Annotated in this window: 17 protein-coding genes and 3 pseudogenes; 3 read left to right on the top strand and 17 right to left on the bottom strand. The window is 70.3% G+C overall.

The window, feature by feature from the left end:
- Nucleotides 1-34: 34 nt before the first annotated feature.
- A pseudogene (gene purL / locus D5R93_RS01980) lies at nt 35-2,419 on the bottom strand (phosphoribosylformylglycinamidine synthase subunit PurL).
- A 262-nt stretch (nt 2,420-2,681) separates the two neighbouring features.
- Here purL and D5R93_RS01975 point away from each other — a divergent pair.
- Entirely contained in the window at nt 2,682-4,100 is a 1,419-nt protein-coding gene (locus tag D5R93_RS01975) for a glycosyltransferase (protein ID WP_119836315.1), read from the top strand.
- A 1,315-nt stretch (nt 4,101-5,415) separates the two neighbouring features.
- On the opposite strand, the gene purQ is transcribed toward D5R93_RS01975, so the two are convergent.
- The 6 genes and pseudogenes from purQ to purD form a co-directional block, all read right to left on the bottom strand.
- A complete protein-coding gene (purQ, locus tag D5R93_RS01970; RefSeq protein ID WP_119836314.1) occupies nt 5,416-6,123 on the bottom strand; it encodes a phosphoribosylformylglycinamidine synthase subunit PurQ in 708 nt (235 codons plus the stop codon).
- A gap of 119 nt (nt 6,124-6,242) precedes the next feature.
- Nucleotides 6,243-6,479 (bottom strand): annotated as a pseudogene (gene purS, locus D5R93_RS01965) (phosphoribosylformylglycinamidine synthase subunit PurS); the annotation flags it as partial.
- A 167-nt stretch (nt 6,480-6,646) separates the two neighbouring features.
- A complete protein-coding gene (locus D5R93_RS13775) occupies nt 6,647-7,675 on the bottom strand; it encodes a PsbA protein (RefSeq protein ID WP_243106887.1) in 1,029 nt (342 codons plus the stop codon).
- The gene (locus tag D5R93_RS01955; RefSeq protein WP_120203489.1) at nt 7,672-8,289 is read right to left on the bottom strand and encodes a hypothetical protein; all 618 of its coding nucleotides are present in this window, start codon (nt 8,287-8,289) and stop codon (nt 7,672-7,674) included. Before D5R93_RS01955 ends, D5R93_RS13775 begins: the two co-directional genes overlap by 4 nt.
- Before the next feature lie 168 nt (nt 8,290-8,457).
- A complete protein-coding gene (locus D5R93_RS01950) occupies nt 8,458-9,492 on the bottom strand; it encodes a phosphoribosylaminoimidazolesuccinocarboxamide synthase (RefSeq protein ID WP_120203487.1) in 1,035 nt (344 codons plus the stop codon).
- A gap of 123 nt (nt 9,493-9,615) precedes the next feature.
- Nucleotides 9,616-10,868: pseudogene (purD, locus tag D5R93_RS01945) on the bottom strand (phosphoribosylamine--glycine ligase).
- A gap of 192 nt (nt 10,869-11,060) precedes the next feature.
- Between purD and D5R93_RS01940 the strand changes: the two are divergent.
- Nucleotides 11,061-11,996, top strand: a complete 936-nt coding sequence (locus D5R93_RS01940; RefSeq protein WP_243106886.1) for a hypothetical protein — start codon at nt 11,061-11,063, stop codon at nt 11,994-11,996.
- A gap of 202 nt (nt 11,997-12,198) precedes the next feature.
- Here D5R93_RS01940 and D5R93_RS01935 read toward each other — a convergent pair whose 3' ends face one another.
- On the bottom strand, nt 12,199-14,046 hold the full coding sequence (locus D5R93_RS01935) for a phosphoenolpyruvate carboxykinase (GTP) (protein ID WP_119836310.1): 1,848 nt from the start codon (nt 14,044-14,046) through the stop codon (nt 12,199-12,201).
- Between the two features lie 285 nt (nt 14,047-14,331).
- Here D5R93_RS01935 and D5R93_RS01930 point away from each other — a divergent pair, with 285 nt between their 5' ends.
- Nucleotides 14,332-15,351 carry an LppM family (lipo)protein gene (locus D5R93_RS01930; protein ID WP_120203484.1) on the top strand — a complete coding sequence of 340 codons (1,020 nt, stop codon included), beginning with the start codon at nt 14,332-14,334 and terminating at the stop codon, nt 15,349-15,351.
- Here the strand turns inward: D5R93_RS01930 and D5R93_RS01925 are convergent.
- The 9 genes from D5R93_RS01925 to D5R93_RS01885 form a co-directional block, all read right to left on the bottom strand.
- Nucleotides 15,332-16,102 (bottom strand): anaerobic ribonucleoside-triphosphate reductase activating protein, encoded by a 771-nt coding sequence (locus tag D5R93_RS01925; RefSeq protein ID WP_119836429.1) that lies wholly within the window; start codon nt 16,100-16,102, stop codon nt 15,332-15,334. The genes D5R93_RS01930 and D5R93_RS01925 overlap by 20 nt on opposite strands.
- A 111-nt stretch (nt 16,103-16,213) precedes the next feature.
- On the bottom strand, nt 16,214-18,169 hold the full coding sequence (locus D5R93_RS01920) for a ribonucleoside triphosphate reductase (protein WP_423243325.1): 1,956 nt from the start codon (nt 18,167-18,169) through the stop codon (nt 16,214-16,216).
- 1,074 nt (nt 18,170-19,243) lie between these two features.
- Nucleotides 19,244-19,600, bottom strand: coding sequence for a TfoX/Sxy family protein (locus D5R93_RS01915; RefSeq protein ID WP_120203482.1), 357 nt, complete (start codon nt 19,598-19,600; stop codon nt 19,244-19,246).
- Nucleotides 19,597-20,253, bottom strand: a complete 657-nt coding sequence (locus tag D5R93_RS01910) for a nuclear transport factor 2 family protein (protein WP_243106885.1) — start codon at nt 20,251-20,253, stop codon at nt 19,597-19,599. Before D5R93_RS01910 ends, D5R93_RS01915 begins: the two co-directional genes overlap by 4 nt.
- Nucleotides 20,254-20,362: 109 nt before the next feature.
- Nucleotides 20,363-20,797: an SRPBCC family protein gene (locus D5R93_RS01905; protein WP_119836308.1), complete on the bottom strand. Its 435-nt coding sequence runs from the start codon at nt 20,795-20,797 to the stop codon at nt 20,363-20,365.
- Complete coding sequence (locus tag D5R93_RS01900) at nt 20,790-21,380, bottom strand: ArsR/SmtB family transcription factor (RefSeq protein WP_119836307.1); 591 nt, start codon at nt 21,378-21,380, stop codon at nt 20,790-20,792. The genes D5R93_RS01905 and D5R93_RS01900 overlap by 8 nt, the downstream gene beginning before the upstream one ends.
- A 333-nt stretch (nt 21,381-21,713) precedes the next feature.
- The gene (locus tag D5R93_RS14440; RefSeq protein ID WP_259390724.1) at nt 21,714-21,848 is read right to left on the bottom strand and encodes a hypothetical protein; all 135 of its coding nucleotides are present in this window, start codon (nt 21,846-21,848) and stop codon (nt 21,714-21,716) included.
- A gap of 63 nt (nt 21,849-21,911) precedes the next feature.
- A complete protein-coding gene (locus D5R93_RS01890) occupies nt 21,912-24,386 on the bottom strand; it encodes a glycoside hydrolase family 3 N-terminal domain-containing protein (protein ID WP_205570114.1) in 2,475 nt (824 codons plus the stop codon).
- A 199-nt stretch (nt 24,387-24,585) separates the two neighbouring features.
- Nucleotides 24,586-25,458, bottom strand: coding sequence for a LysR family transcriptional regulator (locus tag D5R93_RS01885; protein ID WP_120203479.1), 873 nt, complete (start codon nt 25,456-25,458; stop codon nt 24,586-24,588).
- Nucleotides 25,459-25,554: the final 96 nt, after the last annotated feature.

Below are 25,554 nucleotides of genomic sequence, written 5' to 3'. Positions count from 1 at the left end.
ACGTGCCCGCCCCCCGTCAGTTACCTGCCCCGCCTCAGCCGAACAGCGTCGGCAGGGTGGACCCCACCTGTGCCCCCAGCTCCTCCAGGTCCAGGACAAGGGGCTGCCCACCCCCGCCGTCTGCCAGCAGGTCAGAGCCGGTGACCACGAGCATGTCCCCGCCCGTAGTTCCCAGGCGGGCGGCTGCCACGCCCTCAGCCTCGGCGGCAGCCAGCACGGCCGGGACCGCCCACTCGGGCACTGCCACTACGGCCCGGGCACCGGACTCGGAGAACAGGGCGGTGAGGTCGTCAACACCCTCCTCCCCCTGCACGGCCGCCAGGTCCACGCTGGCCCCCACGCCACAGCGCAGGCAGGAGTCCGCCAGGGTCTGGACCAGGCCGCCGGCGGAGCAGTCGTGGGCGGCCCGCACCAGGCGCTCGCCGCGGGGACCGTCCGCCTCGTGGAGGGCCAGGAGCACGCGGCCCAGGGCGGCCTCCGCCTCCAGGTCCACCTGCGGCGGCAGGCCTCCCAGGTGGTCGTGGACCACGCGCGCCCAGGCTGAGCCGTCCAGCTCGGCACGGGTACGCCCCAAAGACATGAGCGCCAGGCCCTCCTCGTGCCACCCTGAGGGGACCACCCGGCTCACGTCGTCCATGACCCCCAGGACACCCACGACGGGGGTGGGGTTGATGGAGGAGTCGATCCGTCCCTTGTCCGGCCCGTGCGAGTTGTACAGGGAGACGTTGCCCCCGGTGACCGGCACCTCCAGGACGGCGCAGGCCTGGGCCAGGCCGTTGACAGCCTCCACCAGCTGCCACATGGCGTCGGGGTCCTCCGGGGAGCCGAAGTTGAGACAGTCGGTAACGGCCAGGGGCCGCGCGCCCACGGTGCACACGTTGCGGTAGGACTCGGCCAGGGCCTGGGCGGCCCCGGTGGCCGGGTCGAGCTTGGTGAAGCGCCCGTTGGCGTCGGTGGCGATGGCGACACCGCGACCAGTGGCCTCGTCCACACGGATGACGCCAGCGTCGTCGGGCTGGGACAGGGCGGTGGCGCCGCGCACGAAGCGGTCGTACTGGTCGGTGACCCAGGCGGGTGACGCCTGGTTGGGGCTGGTAAGGACCTCGCGCACCTGGGCGCTCAGCCCGGCGGCGGTGCCCGGACGCTCCAGGCGGTCGGTGGTGTCGGCGTTCAGTGCGTCCTGCCAGGCGGGGCGGGCGTAGGGCCGGTTGTAGGCAGGACCCTCGTGCGCCACGGTGCGCGGGTCGACGTCGACGATGCGCTCCCGAAGTGGTCAATGGTCAGGCGTCCCGAGCCGTTGACCTCCCCGATGACGCTGGCCTCGACGTCCCAGGTGTCCATGACCGCCATGAAGGCGTCAAGCCTGTCCGGGCGACGACAGCCATCATCCGCTCCTGGGACTCGCTCATGAGGATCTCCCGGCGGTGAGGGTGGGGTCGCGCAGGAGGACCTTCTCCAGGTCCACGTGCATGCCCCCGTCCCCGTTGGAGGCCAGCTCGGAGGTGGCGCAGGAGATGCCCGCCGCGCCCAGGTCCTGGATGCCCAGCACCAGGCCCGCGCCGAACAGCTCCAGGCAGCACTCGATGAGCACCTTCTCCATGAAGGGGTCCCCCACCTGCACGCTGGGGCGCTTGGCAGGCACGCCGTCCTCGAAGGACTCACTGGCCAGGATGGAGGCGCCACCGATGCCGTCGCCACCGGTGCGCGCCCCGAAGAGCACCACCTTGTTGCCCGCCCCGGACGCAGAGGCCCGGTGGATGTCCTCGTGACGCAGCACCCCCACGCACAGGGCGTTGACCAGGGGGTTGTCCTGGTAGGAGGGGTCGAACTCGGTCTCGCCGCCGATGTTGGGCAGGCCCAGGCTGTTGCCGTAGGTGCCCACGCCGGCCACGACCCCGTGGACCACGCGGGCGGTGTCGGGGTGGTCCACCGCACCGAAGCGCAGCTGGTCCATGACCGCCACAGGGCGCGCCCCCATGGAGATGATGTCGCGCACGATCCCGCCCACTCCGGTGGCCGCCCCCTGGTAGGGCTCCACGAAGCTGGGGTGGTTGTGGGACTCCACCTTGTAGGTCACGGCCCAGCCGTCCCCGATGTCGACCACGCCGGCGTTCTCCCCCATGCCCACCAGGAGGTGCTCGCGCATCCGGGGCGTGGTGGTCTCGCCGAAGCGGCGCAGGTGGACCTTGGACGACTTGTAGGAGCAGTGCTCGGACCACATGACCGAGTACATGGCCAGCTCGGCGGCCGTGGGCCGCCTGCCCAGCAGGGAGCGGATGGAGTCGTACTCCTCCGCCTTGAGGCCAAGCTCGGCCCAGGGCATCTCCCGGTCAGGAGTGGTCCGGGCGTCAGCCACCGTGTCGGGGTGCTCCGCAGGAGCGGGGACGTGCGGGGCGCGGGCGTCGCGGTCGGGGGCCATGGGTGCTCCTGGTGGTCGAGTCCTGGTAGTCGATGGTGGGCCGAGAACGGTGGCCGAGGAGGCGCACGGGTCCGCAGGCGAGAATACCTGCCCTCCCCTACCCGCCCGGTGTCACCTGTACCCGAACTCCCTCGCAAGAGTGCCGACAGCCCGTCCCCTACCCGCCCGGTGTCACCGTCGTCGCTCCCCCTCACCCTGAGCCGCACGACACTCAGGAGATCAAAGTGCTGCCCCTCACACGATTTCGGGGGAAGATCGGACCATGAGAGCCATCGACGTCGCCCCGCTGCCGCTGTCGCACCTTGAGAGCCACCTTGACGAGGTCGCTGTCCGTCGTCTGCGCGACACCGTGACCGCAGCCCACGCCCTGCTGGAAGGCCGCACCGTGTGGACGGTGACGCCCTCGGCCGCCGGGGCCGGTCCTGCCGAGATCACGGGGCCGCTGGTGGGCTATGCCCGTGGGGCAGGCCTGGACGCCCGGTGGCTGACGCTGGACGCCCCCGCGCAGTTCCAGCAGATCGCCGCCCGCCTGTACGCGGGCGTCCACGGCGACCAGGGAGACGGCGGCAGGCTCGGGGACAGACAGCGCGACGTCTATGAGCACGTCCTGGCCTCCAACGCGGACAACGTCGTCGAGGAGTTGCGCGAGGGCGACGTCGTGATCCTGCACGACCCGCCCACCGCGGGCCTGGCCAAGGCCGTGCGGGCCACAGGGGCCTCCGTGGTGTGGCGCTGCCACGCCGGGGCGGCCGCGACCGGGGACGCCGCGGACTACGCCTGGGCCTTCCTGGACAGGTACCTGGAGGACGTGGACCTGGTGGTGGTGTCCCGGCCCGAGTACCGGCCGCCCTACATCGAGGAGGAGCGCTGCGCCGTCCTGGCGCCCTCCATCGACGCCGACTCGCCCAAGAACCGGGTCCTGGACCTGGACGAGTCCTGGTCGGTGGCTCGGCTGTCGGGTATCTTCGCCGGGGAGGCGCCCTTCCAGGCGGTCCCCTTCGTCCGCCACGACGGGCGTGCAGACGCCTTCCGGGGACTGGCGGAGGACCCCGTCCTGGCGGGCGGGCCGGTTCCGCTGGGCTGCCGGGTCGTCACCCAGGTCAGCCGCTGGGACCGCCTCAAGGGCGGGCTGGAGCTGGTGGAGGCCTTTACCCGACACCTCAGCCTGCTGCCGCAGGACTGCCACCTGCTGCTCCTGGGCCCTGCACCGGATCCCGGTCACGACCCGGAGGCGGCCGCGGTCCTGGCAGCCGTGGTGGAACGGTGCTCAGTGCTGCCGGAGTCGGTGGCCTCCCGCATCCACGTGGCCGCAGCAAGCATGGAGGACCGCGAGGTCAACGCCACGGTGGTCAACGCGGTACAGCGGGTCAGCTCGGTGGTCACCCAGCGCTCCCTGGTAGAGGCCTTCGGGCTGACTGTCGCCGAGGCCATGTGGAAGAAGGTCCCTGTCGTGGCCTCAGCCGTCGGCGGTATCCGCGACCAGATCGAGGACGGGGTGGACGGGGTCCTGGTGGACCCGGCCGATGGCGCCGCCTGGGCCAGTGCCGTGGCGGACCTGCTGCTGTTCCCGGAGCGTGCGGCAGAGATGGGCGCGGCCGCGCACGAGTCCGTGCGCCGGGAGTTCCTGCCCAACCGCCACCTGCAGGACATGCTGGAGATCCTCACCCGCGTCGTCCCGTGACGGCACAGGCCCCGTAGCACCCACAAGATCCTGAAACCGCCACGCACGGTTCCTTCCCCGAGCCCGGCAGGTACGGTGCATCCTGGTTCGCTGCACCACTGGTCTGGGTTCCTTCCCCCGAGCCCGGCAGGTACCCGACACCGCCAGAGCCCGGCCTCGGGAAGCCAGGTACACCTGGACACAACCGGATATAAATCGGCACTTCCGGTTGTGGGACAGGGGCCGGCATCGTCTCCTCCTGTCCCAGGCACGCGCTACAGCACCACCGACCGAGGCGGCAGGTAGTGCGGGTCGGCATAGCCCGTCCCGGGTCACCGGTACTCTTCTCCACAGGCACTATCCACAGGCGGCTGTCCCCCGGTGGGGAATCGCAGAGCACCGGTACCGTCCCTTCGGCAGAGAGACGACAGACGTCTCACCGCAACCTGGAGCACAGGCCTCCGCGCCCTGGAGGAGGGCGGGTCACCGGACCGGACGGTAACGGCGGGGTGGGTCACCCGGTCTCTCCGGTATCCCGCAGAGCACTTCCCGCCGCCCGCACGCTCGCCGTACCGCCATCCGCAACAGCGCAAAACACTGTGAGACCAAGGAAAACAATGCGTCATGGAATCAGTACACCCCTGCGGTGGCACACATCGAGCCGGGGCCGCGTGGCGAGCCGACGGTCAGCGGCCCACCTGCCACGGTCCTCGTCCCACGCGGTCCAGCTCTCAAGACGAACAGGTAGCAGCACAAGGACGGTTACATCTCACACCCGCCGGACACGGGTGGTCACGCCGATCGATCCCCATGACCCCGCTCCTCTGAGGCACGTAACCCACAAGGCTGACGAGGTTCTGTGGACAACCACAAAGACACCTGGCTCCGGATCTGGTAGGGGCCGGGGCACCCCACCCCACACGATCGCGGCCCTCGTCTCCCGGCTGCGTGCCCGCTCGGACGAGGAGCCGGAACAACTACAGCACCAGGCGCCTCCGGAGGGCGTGTCGCAAGGAGCACTCGGCCCCTACCCGGCACCCTCGACCACACTGGGACCCGCCTGCCTACGGAGCGCCCCGCAGAGCAGCCTTAGCAGTGTCCATACCTGATCTGGGACCCGCCTGCCTACGGAGCTCCCGCTGTCGCCCGGTCTCTCGCAGAGACGCTCGCGTCCGCTCCTGGGACTGACCGCCCCAGGCCTCCTGCTCTAGCCAGGCCTCTCTCAGAGCCCGCGTCCACCGGCGCAGCAGGGGACAGGGCGACGGACAAGCGTCGGGCACCAGGCAGCCACAGGTCAGCCCAGACAGCATCTCAGGCGCGCGCCTCAGACAGGATGTCAGGCCGTCACGAGGGACCGGACGGCAGAGCAGAAGACCCCCAGTCCGTCAGTACCCGTGCGCGGCCCGGCTGGCGAGGCCGGGCCGAAGCCTGGCTCCACGGCGTGCTCAGGGTGAGGCATGAGCCCCACCACGTTGCCGCGCTCGTTACGCACCCCGGCGATGTCACGCGCCGACCCGTTGGGGTTGCCCCCTAGGTAGCGGAAGACCACCAGCCCCTCCCCCTCCAGCCGATCGAGCTCGTCCGAGGAAGCGATGAAGTTCCCCTCCCCGTTCTTCATGGGGACGACAATCTCCTGGCCGTCGTCGTAGTGGCTGGTCCAGGCTGTGTCACAGGACTCCACCCTCAGACGCTGCTCGGTGCAGACAAAGCGCTGGTGGTCGTTACGGATGAGGGCACCGGGCAGCAGGTGAGCCTCGGCAAGCACCTGGAAGCCGTTGCAGATACCCAGTACCGGCATGCCCCGCCCGGCAGCGGCGAGAACCTCCCCCATGACCGGGGCGAAGCGGGCGATCGCACCGCAGCGCAGGTAGTCGCCGTAGGAGAAGCCTCCGGGGATCACGACGGCGTCCACGCCGTGCAGGTCCGCGTCTTTGTGCCACAGGCGCACCGGCTCCGCCCCGGCCAGGCGCACGGCCCGGGCGGCGTCGATGTCGTCCAGGGTCCCGGGAAAGGTGATGACACCGATGCGGACGAGCGTGCTCACGCCTGGGCCTCCTCGGCGTCGTAGCGCCCGCTGCCTGCCACAGGAGCGCCAGCCTCAACCGCACCAGTCGACCCAGCCACCTGCGCGGCGGCGTCACCGAAGGAGTCGCCGGGAAGCTCGGCAACAGAGACGACGTCCTCGATGATCGGGTTGGACAGGAGCGTGTCGGCCGCCTGACGAGCCGCGTCAAGGTGGGCCTGGGTGACCGGCCCCTCCACGGTCAGCTCGAAGCGCCGGCCCTGGCGTACCGCAGTGAACTGCTCGAACCCGAGGCGAGGCAGACTGGCCACGACAGCCTTACCCTGAGGGTCCAGGATCTCGGGCTTAGGCATAACCTCGACGACGATGCGTCCCATCGGTGCTCCTGAGAACGGTGGGGGTGGATGCTGACCCCAGCCTACCCGGCTCCCTCTCCCACCCTGCACATCCTGGACTCCTTGTCTACCGGTGCGCAGAGGAGGAACCGCAGAGTCGGCAGTGGCTCAGTGCACCGCCGCAGGAGCTGACACCAAAAATGTGCCGCTCAGACGACTCCCAGCCAGTCACCTGCCAACCTGACGGACACCAGCCCGCCCAGGGACAGGGCAGCGGTTGCGATGAGCCAGGACGGCCCCAGCACCAGGGCAAGAACCGCGCAGACCACCGCCGCCGCCATCATGAAGCCGCCTACCGCCCCGGCTACCCCCGCAGGCGCGTGCACGGACTGCTCCACGGTCGAGGCCCCCATGATCGGCCGGGGTGCCGAGTTCACGCTCACCCGCAGGGGCGGGGAGCCTTCCGCGGCCCTGTCCGGCTGGCCAGGGACACCCCCGGCGGTCCCGCCAGGCTCGGCGCCCCAGCCGCTCCCGGCCCGCCCGTCAGGCCGTCCGTCGACCCCGTCGAGGTACGCGTCCCCGGAGTCGCCCTGCCCGCTCCCGGAGCCTGCGAGGAGCCGGGCCGGGTCAGCAACCTGCACCCTCCCGGCTGTCAGACCAGCCGCAGCGTCCAGGAGCCGGGGCTGCCAGCGCTGCTCCTCGTGGCGCACCGGGGCGCCCCCGGCCCAGGCCAGGTAGCCGGCCGCAGCAACCAGCCCCGCCCCACCCAGGACAGCCACTAGCCACGGCGGGACCCACAGGCGTCCGGCCTCGGCGTTCTCGGCCAGGTTCATGGCGGAGAAGGTGGCCGTGACCAGGCCGACCAGGGCGAAGACCACCCCCGCCAGGCGCTGCCTGCGCACGGAAGCAGGCCAGGGGGTTCGTGCCCGCTGCCCCGGCGTAGGCTCGTGAGGTGCTGGTCCGCGACCCACGCCCCAGTCGGGACCGCCAGGCTTGTCTGACCTACCTGGGTCGTCAGTGTCGCCAACGGTGGGGCCGCTAGCCGTACGGGCACTACCAGCCGCACCGACACTCTCAGCGTTTCCGGCCCTTCCAGCCTGGCTCCCGCCGCCCCGCCAGGCTCCTCCGGTCCCGACGTCGACGCGGGAGCGGCCCGGACGGGCCTGGCCTGCGGACCTGCCGGTCCCCCAGTCCACCGGTCCCTGCTCCTCCTCGGGACGACGATCACGCGGTGTCACGACAGCACCTGCCCCAGAATCGAGGCCAGGCCCAGTGCGAGAAGGATGAAGCCGAGGGCACCGGCAAGCAGCTGGCCGACCCGCACCAGGGTCTCCCCCGTCGTCGTCCCGGCCAGGCGCTCGTCGGCGGCACGGCCGACCCGGGTCGCAGCCAGCGCCGTCGTCACCGGCCCGGAGACGACGTCCAGCGTGGTCAGCTCCCTCCTGCCCGTAGACTCAGGGATGACCACGTCGGTACCCGGCACCACCATCGGCACGAGCGCGCCCTCGGGTGAGTCGTCCCGGAGCCCCCTGCGCCTGCCGGCCCGGCCTCGGCTCCCGCGTAAGCCATCCGCCTCGCGCTGCCTGCTGCGCTCCCGCGCCGCCCTGGCCCGGTTGCGCTCCAGGCGCAGGCGGGGGGCGTTGACCACCAGGGACCGGGCCGGGACCCTCAGTACCGCCAGGAGCCCGAGCCCCACCAGGACAAGGGCGGTTCCACCCAGGATGCTCGAGGCTCCCCGCGCCCCCAGGGCGCCGCTGACCGCCGCCGCCAGCGCCAGGACGACCACAAGGACGGCCAGCCCCAGGGCCACGCCGAAGCCGAGGCCAGGGCGAAAAGATCGTGAGGGTGTCATACAGGCTGCTTCCTGTCGATGCGGAGGCCACGGGAGGCCAGGCTAGGGCATGGGCCAGGCAAAGGACCCGGTCCGGGCCAGGACGCGGACCCGGACGACCAGGAGGCTGGGACGGTCCTGCGGGCGCGGCGGCCCGCGCCGTCCTCGCCCGGGTGCGCCACGACCACCTCAGGCTGCCAGAGGACCACCGGTGAGCCGCTCGTAGGCCTCCAGGTAGCGCTGCCGGGTGCGGTCTACGACGTCGTCGGGCAGGGGCGGGGGCGCCTGGCCGCTAGCAGGGTCCCACCCACAGGCGGGTGAGGTGAGCCAGTCTCGCACGTACTGCTTGTCAAAGGACGGGGTGGGCTGCCCGGGCGTCCAGGCGTCGGCGGGCCAGAACCGGGAGGAGTCGGGGGTGAGGACCTCGTCGGCCAGGACCAGGCGCCCCCCGACATCGGTGCCGAGCTCGAGCTTGGTGTCAGCCAGGATGATGCCGCGTTCGTGGGCGAGGTCTGCCGCTCGGGCGTAGACCTCCAGGGTGGTACGACGCAGGTCCGAGGCCGCCTGGGAACCAACCAGGGCCTGAACCTGCTCGAAGGTGATGTTCTCGTCGTGACTGCCCAGACCGGCCTTGGCAGCGGGGGTGAAGACCGGCTCGGGCAGGCGGGAGGCCTCCCCCAGGCCGCCGGGCAGGCCTATGCCGCACACGGTTCCGTGGGCGCGGTACTCGGCCAGGCCGGAGCCGGTGAGGTAGCCGCGGGCCACGCACTCCACGGGGTACATGTCCAGGCGCTGGCAGACCATGGCCCGCCCGGCCACCTCCTGGGGCACGTCCAGGCTGAGCAGGTGGCCCGCGACGATGTCCGACAGCTGGTCGAGCCACCAGGCGGTCAGGGCGGTCAGTACCGCGCCCTTGCCCGGGACGGGGGTGGGCAGGACGTGGTCGTAGGCACTGATGCGGTCCGAGGCGACGACGAGGAGGACGTCACGCCCCGCCCAGGGGCCGTGCGCAGCGGGCACGTAGACGTCACGCACCTTCCCGCTGAGGTGGTGCTCCCACCCGGGCAGCCGGGGCGGGACGGGAACCTCCCCGGGTGAGTGCGGACCAGCGCGGTGACCCGGACGCGTGGAGCCCGTGCCCTCACGGGCTCCACGTCCCGGCTCCACGGCACCGGGGGCAACGTGCGGGGCCGCCGAGGGAGCAGGGTTGGCGGGAGAAGTCATGACCGCATCCTGCCACTGCGCGGGCCAGGGTGCGAGGACGCTGCTGGGAGCCTGCAGAGCTCAAGCGGCCCAGCCCTTCATACGCGAACCGGGCGGCTCACGCGCGAACCGGGCGGGCCGGACTCACCGCCCCGCTGCAATGTCCCGGCGGTAGTGGGCACCGCCGAGGTGGATCCTGGCCACCGCCTCATAGGCACGCGCCCGGGCAGCGGCCACGTCCGCCCCCACAGCGACCACGGACAGGACCCGCCCCCCGGCGGCGACCAGCCTCCCCTCCTCGTCCCGGGAGGTGCCGGCGTGGAGCACGTGCACCCCATCGAGCGCCTCTGCAGCCTCCACCCCGGTCACGTGCCCGCCGGTAGTCACCGTACCGGGATATCCGGGAGCGGCCAGGACGACGTCAACCGCAGCCTGGTCGCTCCAGGTGGGCTCAGGCACCTCGCCCAGGTGACCGGTAGCGGCGGCGTGTAGCAGCTCAGGCAGGGAGGAGGTCAGGCGAGCCAGGACTGCCTGGGTCTCCGGGTCGCCGAAGCGCACGTTGAACTCCACCACGCGCAGCCCCTCCCGGGTCAGGGCCAGGCCGCAGTACAGCAGGCCGATAAAGCGGGTACCACGTCGGGCCATCTCGTCAACAACCGGCTGGGCAACCTCCCGCACCACGCGCTCTGCCAGGTCGGCTGGCGCCCAGCCCAAGGGGGTGTAGGCACCCATACCACCGGTGTTGGGGCCCTCGTCGCCGTCACCCAGGCGCTTGAAGTCCTGGGCGGGCGCCAGGGGGCGGACGGTGGCTCCGTCGCTGACGCAGAAGACGGAGACCTCCGGGCCGTCCAGGTAGTCCTCGACGACAACACGCCCTCCCTCCCTGGCCAGGCAGGCCAGACCGTGCTCCAGGGCAGCCTCACGGTCGGGGGTGACCACGACACCCTTGCCTGCGGCCAGGCCGTCCTCCTTGACCACGTAGGGGCGCCAAAGCGGTCCAGGGCTGCACGCAGGTCCTCCGGGGTGGAGCACGCGACCGAGGCTGCCGTGGGCACCCCGGCTGCAGCCATGACCTCCTTGGCGAAGGACTTGGATCCCTCCAGACGGGCCGCCTGCGCACCAGGGCCGAAGCAGGGCACGCCCGCCTCGCGCACGGCGTCGGCCACACCCGCCACCAGGGGCGCCTCCGGGCCGACAACCACCAGGTCCGCCTCCATCTGGCTGGCTAGGTCCACGACCTCATCCGGAGCACTAGGGTCGATGTGGAGATTAGTGCCCACGTTCGCGGTGCCGGGGTTGCCGGGAGCGACAACGAGCTCGGTGGTGGCAGGGTCGGAAGCAAGGGCGCGGGCCAGGGCGTGCTCGCGCGCGCCGGACCCCAGCAACAGGATCTTCACGGCCCTAGCCTAGCGAGACAGACCTGGGTGACGACAGTAGGTGTGGCAGGCGTACTCGGCTGTGTGCCGGTCAGCCGCTTCCCTGACCAGCATCCCAGCAAGGGCCCCACAGGGGACCTGCGTAACGTCCCTGTCCGCAGGGCCTATTCGACCTCCTTGCCCTCCTGCCTGCCCCGTTCCGACGATGGCTCCATGGACAGCAGAGACGACATCCTGGCGCGAGTACGCGGCTGCTACGGAGCAGTCCGGATGCGGGACCTGCGTCTCGACCGCACCGAGCGCAGGCAGGTGGCCCGGCTCGTTGAGGCCAACGATCTCCTCTCTCACCCCCACGGGGTCATCGCAGTGCCCGGCACGGAGAAGGCCATCCTCCTAGCCCGGATCCACGGAGGGGTCGTGACCTGCCGGACTGCTGCCCGCTACTACGGGTATCCGACCACCGGGCCCGAGCAACCGATTCACATCGCTGTTCCGGACAAGCGCAGGTTCGCACCGGTGCGCCGGGAAGTCCTCCACGTCGAGCGCGCACTGACTCCGCCGTCCCCCACAAGCTTTCCGGTTGCGCCAGTTGACCTCGCGCTGGCTCGGTTCCTGCGCTGCCACCCCAGTGCCGAGGCCCCGCTCATGGCCTGCGACGCCGCCCTCCACGAGGAGGACACCACGTCCTCTGCCATCAAGGCGCTGCTTCACGGACCTGGCTCAGCCCGAGCCAGGGAACGTCTGAGCCTAGCCAGTCCTCGTTCGCGCTCGCCGTTGGAGACGCTGGCGCGGCTGCAGCTGTGTCGTGTGGGTGTGGCGTTCGAGGACGGGGTGGTCGTGCCTGGGGTCGGTGAGGTGGACATCGTTGTCGAGGGCTGGCTGGTGCTGGAGCTGGACGGATACGCCTACCACGCCAGCGAGTACCGGTTCGGTCTGGACCGCCGCCGGGACCGCGAGCTGGTGCGCCGGGGGTTCGGTGTCGCCCGCTTCACGGGCAAGGACGTCCGCCAGGGGAAGGTCGCCCAGGAGGTGCCCGGGCTCCTGCTCTCCAGGCAGCGTCACCAGGACGAGGTGTCCAAGGCGGCCACAAACGGGTCAGCCGCACCCCGGGCAGGACACCAGAAGGCCCCAATCACGCGGTTCTCTTAAAGGATCATGTAACCAGCCGAGGCGTTTGTGGCCGCTGTGGACACGCCAACACCGCGCGACGCGACCAACCAGCCAGACACGCCTAACCACACACAAAGGCACGTCTCTGCCAGCAGACAGATCGCGCCCACACGCCAGTAACGAGGCTCCCGACCCTCAGGGTCGGGAGCCTCGTCAACGGCAGCGCACCACCGTGATGGCGTCAGGCCTTGCGGGCCTCCTCAATGCGCTCGCGGAACTTCGCGAGCTGCTCGGTGATAGCAGCGGGGAGCTTGTCACCGAACTGCTTGAAGTACTCCTCGGTGTCGTCCATCTCCGCAGCCCAGGCGTCGGGGTTGATCTCGAAGAGCTTGGCCCAGTCAGCCTCGTCCAGGTCAGTCCCCTCCAGGTTGAAGTCCTCGAACTTGGGGTAGCGGCCCGTCACACCGTCAACGGCCTCGACCTCGCCAGCGGCCCGGCGCACGATCCAATCCAGCACGCGGGAGTTGTCACCGAAGCCGGGCCAGATGAACTTGCCGTCCTCGTCCTTGCGGAACCAGTTGACCTGGTACACCTTGGGGAACTTGTCCCCCAGCTTCTCCTGCATCTCCAGCCAGTGGGACCAGTAGTCGGCCATGTGGTAGCCGCAGAAGGGCAGCATGGCGAAGGGGTCGTGTCGCAACGAGCCAACCTTGGCGTCCAGGGCAGCGGCGGTGACCTCGGAGGCCACGGAGGCGCCGATGAACACGCCGTGGGCGGCCTCGTACTGCTCGGCCACCAGAGGGACGTTGGAGGCACGGCGCCCGCCGAAGAGGATGGCGTCGATAGCCACGCCCTCAGGGGCCTCCCAGTCCGGGCAGATGATTGGGCACTGTGAGGCCGGGGTAGTGAAGCGGGAGTTGGGGTGGGCAGCCTTCTTGCCGGCCTCGGCGTCGGCCGGGGTGTAGTCGTTGCCCTGCCAGTCGATAAGGTGGTCGGGCAGCGGGGCGTCGATGCCCTCCCACCACACGTCACCGTCGTCGGTCAGGGCCACGTTGGTGAAGATGGTGTTCTCACGCATCGTGTCCATGGCCATCGGGTTGGTGTCGTAGGAGGTACCCGGCGCCACACCAAAGAAGCCGGCCTCAGGGTTGATGGCGCGCAGGGTGCCGTCCGGCCCGGGACGCATCCAGGCGATGTCGTCGCCGACGGTCTCCACCTTGTACCCGGGGATGGTGGGACGCAGCATGGCGAGGTTGGTCTTGCCGCAGGCGCTGGGGAAGGCGGCGCTCACGTGGTACTGCTTGCCGGACTTCTCCTCAGTGAGGCGCAGGATGAGCATGTGCTCAGCCATCCAGCCGTCGCGGCGGGCCATGGTGGAGGCGATGCGCAGCGCGTAGCACTTCTTGCCCAGCAGCGCGTTGCCGCCGTAGCCCGAGCCGTAGGACCAGATCTCGTTGGTCTCGGGGAAGTGGGTGATGTACTTCTCCTCGTTACAGGGCCACGCAGTGTCCTTCTCCCCCGGGGCCAGGGGGGCGCCCACGGAGTGGACGGCGGGCACCCAGGTGCGGCCCTCGTTGATGAGGTCCATGGCGGCAGCACCCATGCGGGTCATGATGCGCATGTTGACCACGACGTAGGGGGAGTCGGTGATCTCGATGCCCAGCTGGGAGATGGGGCCACCCAGGGGACCCATGGAGAAGGGGATCACGTAGAGGGTGCGGCCGCGCATGGCGCCGTCAAACTTCTCGTTGAGGATCTTCTTCATCTCCGCTGGGTCGTACCAGTTGTTGGTCGGCCCGGCGTCCTCCTCCTTCTCGGAGCAGATGAAGGTGCGGGACTCCACGCGAGCGACGTCGCTGGGCAGCGAGCGCGCCAGGAAGGAGTTGGGACGCTTGTCGGGGTTGAGGCGGACGAAGGTGCCGGACTCCACCATTTCCGTGGTGAGGCGGTCCCACTCCTCGTCGCTGCCGTCGGCGAAGTAGACGCTTTCGGGCTTACCGAGCTCGGCGATGCGCGTGACGAACTCGATCACGTCCTCGGGAGCGTTGGCGGGAGCAGCGGAGCGGACGTCCTGCTCGGACACAGTCATGCGAGTCCCTTCCTAAGGGGGTCAGTTACTGACAGAGGTAGTCAGCACCTATCCTTCCCCACCGCAGCTGCGGGGTCACGTCGCCGAAGGTCCCAGCAGTACCCCGCAGAGACCCGCGACAGGGATGCTTTCGCCCACATAAAGCGGTTTTTGCCCTCTGGGCGGGAGTACGGCATCCCTGTTCCGCCCTCAGTGAAGACGGTAACGACGCGGTGGCGACGCGGTGGCGACGCGGTCCGGGCGTGCCCGGGCGAGCTGCGCCATGACGCATGTAGCCTGCCTCATATGTCCCAGCACTCCCGCCCGCACCGCCTGGGAAGGCCCGCCGTGTCCTGCGCCCTGGCCTGCCTGGCCCTGTCGGGCTGCACCCTGGAGATGGACATGACGATCACCCCGACGGGCACCTATGACATCACCCTGGAGATGCGAGACACTACCGGGGAGGTAATCGGCAGCGAGGGGGACTGCGCCACGATGGCGGACCCCGAGGTCCTTGAGGTCTCCCAGGACGCCCAGGTCGAGGCCGAGCCCCTCTCCGGCGGCAACGACGAGGTCGGCTGCCTGGTGACAATTACCGGCGTGGCGGTCCCGGAGGCCTCCGAGGCCGGGGAGGGTGCGATCGTGGTGCGTGACGGCGACGTCTACACCGTCAACCTTGCCGCCCCCGACCTGGGGGGCGACCCTGCGGCGCTGGACCCCACGCAGGGAGATCAGGACACCACGGGGGGCTCCACCGCCGCCTCCTTCAACACCCTGGTGGACACCCGGGTCTCGGTGACCTTCCCCGGGAGCGTCACCGAGGCCGAGGGCGGCTCAGTATCCGGCAGGACCGTCACCTGGGAGGACGCGGACGCCCTGACCGAGGGGGTCACCGCCTCCGGCTATGCCGAACAGTCCCGGGACACCTCCTGGACCACCAACCCTGCCACCTGGGTCACCGCCGCCCTGGTGATGACGGGAGCCGCCCTGGGACTGGTGGTCGCGGCCAGGAGGCGAGGAGCCCAACGGCCCCGGCGCACCCGGGAGAAACAGCGGAAGGCCGGGAGGGGCCGACAGATCACCCGGAAGGACAAGGGGGTGGGAAAGAAGCAGAAGCGGCAGCAGGCCGAGCGCCCCGGACCCGCCGGAAGCGGCGCTGAGCAGCGTGCCTCCCTGAGCCCCGTAGCCCTCAGGGAGGCACGCTGCGCGCTGGCGGGGGCGGGCCGCGTACAGCCCGCCTGGACCAGGTGCTTACCGGAGCCCCCACGCACGACCGCAGCGCTCCGAGCAGCCGGGACGCCCCGGGTCAGGCTGGCCGGTAGGTGAACCTCTCCCACCCCAGGGCCTCGATGCGGGCAGCCAGGTCCTCGCACTGGGCGTCCCACCCGGGGGCGGTGGCGACGAACCCCTCCCGTGTCCCCTTGCTACGGGCCTGCTGGAGAGCGTAGGTGTGCGCACCCATGTCGTGCACGCGCCGGGCGACCTCGTAGACGTCGTCAGCAGTGACATCCCCGGGCACCACGGTGGTGCGCACCTCGACGTCGGGGAGCCTGCCCGGCGCGCTGCCGCCTGGGCTCCTGCCGCGCAGGCCTCCGCCGTGCGACCCCCCGCGGCCCGCGCCCGCCTCCAGGAGAACCCGCAGGCTCTCCCAGGCCCTGGCCCCGGCGTGCGGGCGGCCGACCACCTCCTGGTAGTGCTCGGGCAGGGCCTTGACGTCCAGGCCCACCCAGTCGAGCAGGCCCTGCCTCACCAGGTCGCGCAGCCTGCGGGGGTAGGCACCCGCCGTGTGCAGGCCGACGGCGAACCCTGCCTCGCGCACCTCGGCGGCAGCGTCGGCCAGAGCAGCCTGGCGCAGGGGCTCTCCCCCGGTGAGGACGACGCCGTCGAGCAGGCCCGCTCGCCTGGCCAGCAGGTCGCGGACCTCCCGCCAGGCCACCAGGCCCGGCGCCTGTGTGGGGATGAGAGCCTGGTTGTGGCAGTAGGTGCACCTCCAGGGGCAACCCTGGGTGAAGACCGTGGCGGTCAGGTGGTCGGGCCAGTCGACGGTGCTCAGGGGGACCAGCCCGGCAATGACCAGGTCGTCAGCACGGCGACAGGCACGGGCTTGGTCCTTCCCCCCGCTGCCAGGTAACGCAGCGGGGGGAGACGGTGGGAGGTGCGCAGGCACGGCCGAGGCAGGACGCGTCCGTCAGGCGCCCACCGTCGCCAGGCGAGAGACCGGCTCACCGTGGTCACCTGCCGCCTGCTCGGTGAACATCTGCCGCTCGGCGTACTCGCCCTTCTTGCCGATATTGAAGGAGCGCACGGGGCGGAAGTAGCCCATGACCCGGGTCCACACCTCGCACTCCACCGGCTCGGCCTCGGGGTGCGCGGCGGCGCACCTGCCGCAGGTGGTGTGCTCCCCGACCAGGTAGCCGTGGACGGGGCAGATGGAGAAGGTGGGGGTGATCGTGATGTAGGGGGTGCGGAAGGCGGTGAGGCTGCGGCGCACCAGCTCCTTACAGGCCTGCGCGGAGGAGATGCGCTCGTTCATGTAGAGGTGGAGCACGGTGCCGCCGGTGTACCTGGTCTGGAGCTCCTCCTGCATCTCCTGGGCGGTGAAGGGGTCGTCGGTGTAGCCCACGGGCAGCTGGGAGGAGTTGGTGTAGTACGGGTTGGAGTCGGTGCCGGCCTGGAGGATGTCGGGGTAGCGCCTACGGTCCTCCTTGGCGAACCGGTAGGTGGTGCCCTCGGCGGGCGTTGCCTCCAGGTTGTAGAGGTGCCCGGTGGCCTCCTGGAAGGCCACCATGCGCTGGCGCACGTGGTCGAGGATGCGCACGCACATGGCGTGACCGCGCGGGTCGGTGATGTCGTAGCCGCCACCGGGCTCGTGGCGGGTGAAGTTGCGGACCATCTCGTTCATGCCGTTGACGCCCAGTGTGGAGAAGTGGTTGTCCAGGGTGCCCAGGTACCGCTTGGTGAAGGGAAACAGCCCGGCGTCGATGTGGTGCTGGATGACCTCGCGCTTGAGCTCCAGGGTGTCGCGCCCGACCTCCAGGAGCTCGTCCAGGCGGGCGGTCAGGGCGGACTCGTCCCCGGCGTGCAGGTAGCCCAGGCGGGCCATGTTGACGGTGACCACGCCGACGGAGCCAGTCTGCTCGGCGGAGCCGAACAGACCGTTGCCGCGCTTGAGCAGCTCGCGCAGGTCCAGCTGGAGGCGGCAGCACATGGAGCGGATCATGCCTGGGTCGAGCTCGGAGTTGATGAAGTTCTGGAAGTAGGGCAGGCCGTACTTCGCGGTCATGGCGAACAGGAGGTCGGCGTTGGGGGCGTCCCAGTCGAAGTCCCGGGTGATGTTGTAGGTGGGGATGGGGAAGGTGAACACCCGGCCCTCGGCGTCGCCCTCGGTCATGACCTCCATGAAGGCACGGTTGATGAGGTCCATCTCCGCCTGGAGGTCGCCGTAGGCGAAGTCGCACACCTCATCACCGATGAGCGGGTGCTGGTCGCGCAGGTCGGCGGGGCAGGTCCAGTCGAAGGTGAGGTTGGTAAAGGGGGTCTGGGTGCCCCACCGGGAGGGAACGTTGAGGTTGAAGATGAGCTCCTGCATGCACTGCCTGACCTGCTTGTAGGTCATGGAGTCCAGGCGGACGAAGGGCGCCATGTAGGTGTCGAAGGAGGAGAAGGCCTGCGCCCCGGCCCACTCGTTTTGCAGCGTTCCCAGGAAGTTGACGATCTGGCCCACGGCGGAGGAGAAGTGCCGGGCCGGGCCGGCGGCAATGGCGCCGGGGACGCCGTTGAGACCCTGCTGAAGGAGGTCCTTGAGCGACCAGCCCGCGCAGTACCCGGCAAACATGTCCAGGTCGTGGATGTGCAGGTCGGCGTCGCGGTGGGCCTGCCCGGCCACGGCGGGGTAGACGTGGGACAGCCAGTAGTTGGCCACCACCTTGCCGGAGGTGTTGAGCATCATGCCGCCCAGGGAGTAGCCCTGGTTGGCGTTGGCGTTGACGCGCCAGTCAGAGCGGTCCAGGTACTCGGTGATGGTGGACACCGCGTCCACCTGGGGGCGGTCCCCCTGCACGACGGCGGAGTCCGCAGAGCCCGGGGCGGCGGTGTCCGAGACAGCGGGAGCCGGGACATCGGTGTCCGAGGCAGCGGAGCCCAGGGCAGCAGGGGCCAGGGCGGCGGCACCCTCGCCGCCACCCACACTGCTGATGACGTCAGTGTCGTGGTCGGTGTCGCCAGTGAGGTCGTTGGTGTGGTCAAGCACGGGTCTCTCCGATGGCGTGGTCAGGTTCGGTGTCGGTGGAGGCTGTTCTTGTACGGCCCAGGGCCTGCAGACCCTGGGCGCCATGGTGCCCGCTGGCACTGACACGACCAGCTCCGGCGGGCGCCGTCGCCACCCTCGCAGACCTCCCGGACGGCGGCGACAGCCTTGAGCCTACTCCTTAAGGGAGCCACCTCCAACCACCACAACACATCATCTGGTATCGCGATTCCCTCACAGACACAATATATTGTGGTATCGGTAAGGACTTTTGCCCCGATAGGCCTAGCTTCCGCGTGGCCGCCCATCGTAGGCCCCCTGGCGCACCAGCAGTCGGAAGGCGGCTCACAAGCAGCCCTCTACCTGCTGTGCCCGTCCCGACAGCCCACTCAGCCAGCCCTACCGCCAGAGAAGACCTGGCACAGACGCTCCGGGCCGGAGCGCAGGGCGGAGAGCACCTCCGCCCGAGGAGACCTGGCACAGACCGGCTGCCCGCAGCCGGTCACCAGCCCGAGCCGACGCCCATGACGCTGAAGCTGGCGACACGCCCACCTTCCTCCGCATCTATACGGATCCGCGGAATCACGCCGTTTCACCACACGGGCTCGCAGGGTCTGAAAGGCTCCCATGTGCATCGCGCTCCTTGATGCACATGGGAGCCCCGCACACCGGTCACGCGTCAAACCAGGATCCGCGTAATCACGCGGCTTTCGCGCCCGACCCCAGAACGAGCGTGTGCAACCCAGCCCACGAGCCACGACCACCAGCCCCCAGACGCACCACCAGAGGAGCGTACAAATCCCGCCACCACACAACGGGCCCCAGCACAGCCAGGCCCCGAGGCGCCCGCCTACCGCCCGCGCGGCGATCACCACTCAAGGAGCAGCCAGGTGGGTGGCCCGTCCGGACCCGCCTACCGCCCGCGCGCGGCGAGCGCCCTGTCCCCGGCGGCGCTGACTGCTCTGGCCTCATCTACCGCCCGCGCGCGGCGAGCGCCCTGTTGTGCTCGAGCGCCAGCGCCAGCCAGGAGGACAGCGCCTCCTCACCGGGAGGTCCACCGAGAGCAGATGCCCCGACCTCGAGCCAGCCCGGTCCCATGCTGCGCCCGGCACCCATCTGCGCCTGTGAGGCTCCCGGCCGGGCCAGCAGCTCGTCGTGCCGACTGGCGTCCACCCGCACCAGAAGGCCACCGTCCTTGAGGGCGCTGACCACAAGCCTCTCGTTGACCATGAAGGACCACCCACCGAACATGAAGACCTCCCGCACCACCGCCTTGCCTGCCAGAAGCGCACGGAGACGCTCCACGAGCTCCGACTGCCCCGGGCTCACGAGGAGCGCACCCCCTCGGGTCCGCCAGCACTGCCGCCAGTCCGGACCTTTCCTTCGGCCCGACCAGGAGCCTCGTCCTCGTCCGGCTTCCCGCTCCCACCGGCACCAGGCGCCTCAACCGCAGACCAGCGGCCCTCAGGGTCGCCGACATCCCCGGCTGGGGCCCCGGTCCCAGGCGAGGCAGGCTCGGGACCCGAGGCCGGACCAGGCCCGGCCGGGACGTAGGCGATGCGGTCGAAGGCCAGCACGCTCTCGGCGATCCTGCCGTCCCTGACCGTGAAGAGCTCAGCAGCCGGGGTCGTGGAGGTCACTGCGGTCTGCGGGTAGTAGAACAGCGCGATCCGGACCCCCTCGGCTGGCTCCTCATCCAGCACCTCAACCATCTCAGCGATCCAGCCGATGCCGGTGAGCTCAGGGGCGAAGCTGGCGATATAGTCCCGATAATCCTCCTTGCCCCTAAAGTCGGCTTCTGGCGCCCGGCAGAAGATGTCGTCAGCGACATAACGCATGGCACCCTCGACATCGCCAGTAGTCCAGGCCTGGTGATAACCCCGCACGACGGCAAGAGCAGCAAGAGTGGCGTCTCTCGGGGCGCCTGGGGCGTTCCCGCGCGCAGCGTCCTCAGTCAGGTCCTCAGTCACGGTTTCAGTCACGGTTATGGTCCTCTCATTGTCTGGGTCGTTGGAGTGTGCGATCCAGCCGCACCAGCCGACGGACCCGGGCGGCCTCCGACGGGGAGGCCCCGGGACAGGCCGAGACGGGTCAGTGTGGCAGCGGCAGCCAGTAGTCGGGTCCGGCGTTGCCACCGGCACCGGCAGCGGCTAGGCGGGGCAGGAAGTTCGCCCACCCGTCGGCGTGCCCGGGCACCTGGGCGTCGGGCAGGTCATAGTGGCGCAGGTCCACCCTCGTGCCCTCGCGGGTGGGGGTCAGACGGAACTCCACCGTCGAGGCCCCAGCGGGCAGCTCATCGCTTCCCGCGAAGCCCCACGACACCACGACCCGGTGCGGCGGCTCGACGTGGAGAAACTCGCCCCGTACGGGGTAACCCGCGATATTGACGGCGAACCGGCCGCCGGGCACCGGGTCGAGGTCCGCGTACTCCCCCATCCACGCCGTCATCCCCTCCGCGGTAGTGAGGTAGGCAAAGACCGCCTCCGGCGGGGCGGCGATCCCGATGGAGTCGGTGAACTCATCCATGCCCGGCAAACTCCCCCGGCTCCCCCCGGCTCTCCCGGCCCCTCGGAGCCTCCCGGGTCTGCCCACCCTCCTCGACAGCCGCCTTGAGCGCAGCCAGCCGGGTAGGCCAGAAGCCGTCCAGGTAGGAGCGCACCGCAGCCAGGCCGTCCGTTCTCACCGCGTAGAGGTGGCGGGTGCCCTCGCGGGCGCTCACGGCGAGCCCGGCCCGGCTCAGCACCCCCAGGTGGTGGGAGGCCGCCTGCTGCGACAGGCCTACCTCCTGGGCTATTACCCCCACCGGCTGGGGCGCGGCGCGGATGACCTCCAGGATCGCCCGCCGGTTGCCGTCAGCCAACGCGCGCAGCGCCTGGTCGACCTCGGGCTGCGCGCCCGCGCCCACCTGCCGGGAAGCACCCTCCTGTGGCAGCTCAGGCACCAGGGCGCCTGGGCTGGCGCCCGCCTGCTGGGCGGCCGCCCCTGGGGCAGCGTGCTGCCTCCCGGGGGCGAGACGACCAGCGTCTGCCTGACGAGGCGCGCCACCAGCCCTTGGCCGCCCCTCCCCCGCACCCTGCGACCCTTGTGGCTCCCGCGCCTGCGCCGCCATCACTGCCCTCCTTCCAGGATGTCCGCCGGGCCGTCCGCACGCCCAGGCGAACGGCCCGGCCGACGGCCGAGCACCCATCACGACGGCCCCGGTCGACCGGCCAGGCCGACCGTATCACAAGTGTATATTTGTACTCAAGAGAGTGAGTGGATGAGGTCTGCCTCGACCAGGCGCCGAGCCTCCGTCTGCGCCTCATCACCCACCCCCGCGCGTCAGCAGCCCCTCTCACCCCAGGTGACGCGTGGAGGTACGTCACCGACTGGCTCGACGCCGACCAGGTCTGGGTACCCGCTCCGGGAATCCGCCACCGTGACATTCTCGGCCAGCTTCTCATCAGCGGCGACCTGCGCGGAAACGCGGAAACGCGGAAACATGGTGACCGATGCCCACCTCGCCGCGCTTGCCCTTGAGCACGGAACCAGCGTCTGCTCCTTTGACAGCGACTTTGCCCGCTTCAAAGATCTTCACTGGGTTACTCCCGAGCACACGTAGCAGCGCGGGCAGGCCCGGCTGGGGACCTGCCCGCAGTGATCACGCCTGCGGCGCGGGGGCGACGTCACCCAGCCGGTGAGCCATGCGCACCACCCGGGCGGCCTGCTTCTCCAGCTCAGCGCGGGTCAGGCTCACCCCGGACTCGGCCTGGCCGTGCAGGGCGGCCAGGACATCCTGGCGGTCCTCCTCACAGCCGGGCATGAACAGCTCGTTGCCCGCCTTGATGGTAGCCGCCGCAGTGGCGCGCGGGTAGGTGAGGTCGGTACGGGTCATGGCGCGCACCACCCAGTCGGTCATGACCAGGCCGACAAAGCCCCACTCCTGGCGCAGGATCGCCTCCAGCAGCCCGGCTGACTCGGAGGTGTGCACGCCGTTGACCAGGTTGTAGGAGGTCATGACCGCGTGGGGCTGGGCCTGGCGGACCACGATCTCAAAGCTGCGCAGGTACAGGTCCCGGGCGGCCCGCTGGGACACGCGGCTGTTGGAGTTGAAGCGGTTGGTCTCCTGGTTGTTGAAGGCGAAGTGCTTGACAGTCACCCCGCGCCCCGGGTGGGACTGCACGCCGCGGGTGATGCCTGCGGCCACGCGCCCGGCCAGCAGCGGGTCCTCGGAGAGGTACTCGAAGTTGCGCCCGCACAGGATGGAGCGGTGCAGGTTGAAGGCCGGGGCCAGCCACAGGTGGGCACCGAAATGGTCCATCTCCGTGCCGACCAGGTCACCGTAGGACTCAGCCAGGTCTGGGTTCCAGGACTGGGCCACAGCAGTACCGATCGGGATGGCAGTGGCGTACTGCTCAAAGGTGCGCTCCGGCACGCGCTGGGTGCCGCCGTCAACCTCACCGCCCAGCGCGACGACGGACTCCTCGTCCATGAGCTCGGCGAACAGGCCCCCCAGCGCCTCCCCCAGCGGGAACCGGCCCTGGGCGTCCTCACCCACCTGGGGCGCCAGGCGCAGGCCCGCGGGGCCGTCAGCCATGACCAGGGAGGGCAGCCCCTCGACACGCGTGGTCGTCTGGCCCGCGGCACCCACGAGGGCCTGGGAGGCCTGGCCGACGACAGACTGCCTGTCCGCGCTGTCCGCGTACTGGCCCAGCACGACGTAGGCCAGCTCGTCGTCGGGCAGGTCCGTGACACTGCCGAGGGCCTCGGCCAGGTCAACGGGCTCCTGGGTATCCTCCTGGCGCAGGTCCGCGGCAGCCACGGCCAGCCGCGGGACGTCGGCAGGCACCTCCACGAGCGTGGGCGAGACCGGTCTGAAGTCGGTGAAGCCAGGGTCTCCCAGGACGTCGTGGAGCTGGCGGACCACCGCCGTCTCAGCCAGCTCCACGACGGCGGCCACGGTGGTGTCCCGGCTGGAGGAGCCCACACGAACCACGTAGTCGCCCGCCTCCAGGACGGTAGCGCTCCTGGAGGCGTCATAGGAGGCGAGGTCGGTCAGGTCAACGGTGACGGTGACCTCCTGCGTGGCTCCGGGGGCGAGCTCGCCGGTCTTGGTGAACCCGGCCAGCGCCTGATAGGGCTGGTCGAGGCGGCCAGCGGGCACGCAGACGTAGACCTGGACGACCTCCTTACCCGCGGCGGCACCGGTGTTGGTGACGGTGGTCTTGACAGTGATCTCGGAGATCTGGGAGATCTCGGAGCCGGAGGCGCTGACGGTGGGAGCGCCGATGGAGAAGGTCGTGTAGCCCAGACCGTAGCCGAAGGGGAAGATCGGGACCTTGCCTACCGAGTCGAAGTAGCGGTAGCCGACGTAGACGCCCTCGCGGTAGCTGGTGTCGTCCGGGTCGCCGAAGTCACCCTCGGTGGAGTAGTCCTCCCAGGCAGCCCAGGTGGTGGACAGCCTGCCAGAGGGGTAGCTCCTGCCCAGCAGGACGTCGGCAAAGGCGTCACCGGTGACCGCCCCCAGCTGGGAGAGCAGGAGGATGTTGGCGACGTCGGCCACCGGGCCCAGGTCCACGACTCCGCCGACGTTGAGGACCAGGAGGAACCGCTCGTGCGCCGCCGCGAGCGCGGTGATGTCGCGGACCTCCGAGGCGGTGAGCCGCACGTCGCCGGCCTGGGAGCTGCGGTCGCTGCCCTCCCCGGAGTCGCGGGCGAGGACGTATACGGCGGCCTCGCCATCACCCTCCAGCGGCAGGTCGTAGTCGGGGGCGAGCTCCACCGCGCCCATGCCCACCATGATGGCAGGCCGCCCCTCCTGCCTGGCCTGCTCCCGGATACCGGCGACGAAGGCCCGGTGGTGCTCCTCGGCAATGCGGTCGTAGGCGTCCAGCCAGGCCTTGGTGGTGATGGTGAAGCCCGCCTTCTCCAGCCCCTCCTCGACTGTGACGACGTGGCGGGAGTTGACGTCGCCGGAGCCGGTGCCGCCCTTGACGGTGCGCCGCGCCCCCGCCCCGTACAGAGCCAGGCGCCCGGGACGCTCCAGGGGGAAGGAGCCGTCGCTGCTGAGCAGCACCATGGACTCGGGCGCGCCCGCGCGCACTGCTGCCAAGTGGTCGATCTCGTACTGGTTCATCTCGTGCTGGTTCATGGTGTCATCAGCCTCCCGGCTCGTGTCCTACCGCGCCGCCTGGGCCAGGCCCTGGCGAGTCATGTGCTGCTCCACCGCGAGCCGTCTCCCCGGGGCCGTGCAGGGCAGGCGGGGCCGGGGCGCACCCGGTCGGCCGCCACCTGAGGACGAGTGTCCGCGCTCACCATCGAGCACGTGGGTCATTCTAGTCCATCCCGCGCGGCTGCGGTCCGTCCACCTGGTCCCTGACCCAGTCGTAGACCTCCCTCGACTCCTCCCGGCAGCCGTCACGGACCACCAGGTAGAAGTCCGCGTGGGCCACGACGTCGCGGACAGGGACGACGACCCGCTCCCCTACCGAGCCCGCCAGGGACGGGGCGTCGGTGACAAAGTGTGGCAGCGGCGAGCTACGCGCCATCTGCTCGAAGACGCTGCGGTCCTCCTGGACGATGAACTGCGAGTGCGGAAGGTAGTGGTCGCACACCTCGCGCCAGACGCCGATGTCAGCCAGGAGGAGGAAGGTCTCACCGTCCAGCTCTGCCGTAGTGACCTCCGTGCGGTCGGCCAGGGGGTGGTCGCACGGCAGGGCAACGGCCAGGTTCTCCTCCATGAGCCAGGCCGAGCGTACGGAGGGCAGAGACACAGGGCTCAGCACCACCCCCAGATCGAGGGCACCGTCCTGGACGCCTGCCTCTACCTCCTCCTCGGCCAGCATCTGGGAGGTAAGTACCAGCCCCGGGAAGCGCTCCACGGTAAGCGCGGTCAGTCGCCACAGGGGCGCGGGCGCCACGGTGCCCACGCGCAGCGCCCGGGTGCGACGGGCAAGGTCGTCCAGCGCTACCCGCATGGCGCGCTCGTCGCGGAGAAGATGGCGGGCGTGCTCCAGGGCGACGCGGCCCGCCTCGTTGAACTCCAGGCGCCGCCCGGACCGGTCGAAGAGCGGCTGGCCGAGCTCGGCCTCCAGGCGGCGCAGCGAGCGGCTCAGCGCTGGCTGAGAGAGGTGCAGCACCCGGGCAGCATCGCTGACCGTCCCCTCCCGCGCGATGGCGTCCAGCTGGCGCAGCCGGTCCAGGTCCATCCCGAGTCCTCTCCTCACATATGCACCCCATGCATGAGCATCGCCGGTAGCGGCATTTTACAGCGGAGTCAGGGAGAGCAAAACTAGGAGCGCGGT

Origin of the sequence: Actinomyces lilanjuaniae (genome assembly GCF_003606385.1) — a bacterium.
GTDB lineage: Bacteria > Actinomycetota > Actinomycetes > Actinomycetales > Actinomycetaceae > Actinomyces > Actinomyces lilanjuaniae.
Note: the sequence above shows the minus strand (reverse complement) of the source record. Positions and strands in the feature narration are given on the sequence as shown.

Excerpts from the sequence above, each read along its gene's own strand:
- D5R93_RS01890 (WP_205570114.1), bottom strand. The coding sequence starts at position 24,386 with ATGAACCAGTACGAGATCGACCACTTGGCAGCAGTGCGCGCGGGCGCG.
- D5R93_RS01905 (WP_119836308.1), bottom strand. The coding sequence starts at position 20,797 with ATGGATGAGTTCACCGACTCCATCGGGATCGCCGCCCCGCCGGAGGCG.
- D5R93_RS01885 (WP_120203479.1), bottom strand. The coding sequence starts at position 25,458 with ATGGACCTGGACCGGCTGCGCCAGCTGGACGCCATCGCGCGGGAGGGG.
- D5R93_RS01950 (WP_120203487.1), bottom strand. The coding sequence starts at position 9,492 with ATGACTTCTCCCGCCAACCCTGCTCCCTCGGCGGCCCCGCACGTTGCC.
- D5R93_RS01955 (WP_120203489.1), bottom strand. The coding sequence starts at position 8,289 with ATGACACCCTCACGATCTTTTCGCCCTGGCCTCGGCTTCGGCGTGGCC.
- D5R93_RS01930 (WP_120203484.1), top strand. The coding sequence starts at position 14,332 with ATGTCCCAGCACTCCCGCCCGCACCGCCTGGGAAGGCCCGCCGTGTCC.
- D5R93_RS01935 (WP_119836310.1), bottom strand. The coding sequence starts at position 14,046 with ATGACTGTGTCCGAGCAGGACGTCCGCTCCGCTGCTCCCGCCAACGCT.
- D5R93_RS01900 (WP_119836307.1), bottom strand. The coding sequence starts at position 21,380 with ATGGCGGCGCAGGCGCGGGAGCCACAAGGGTCGCAGGGTGCGGGGGAG.
- D5R93_RS01940 (WP_243106886.1), top strand. The coding sequence starts at position 11,061 with ATGGACAGCAGAGACGACATCCTGGCGCGAGTACGCGGCTGCTACGGA.
- D5R93_RS01975 (WP_119836315.1), top strand. The coding sequence starts at position 2,682 with ATGAGAGCCATCGACGTCGCCCCGCTGCCGCTGTCGCACCTTGAGAGC.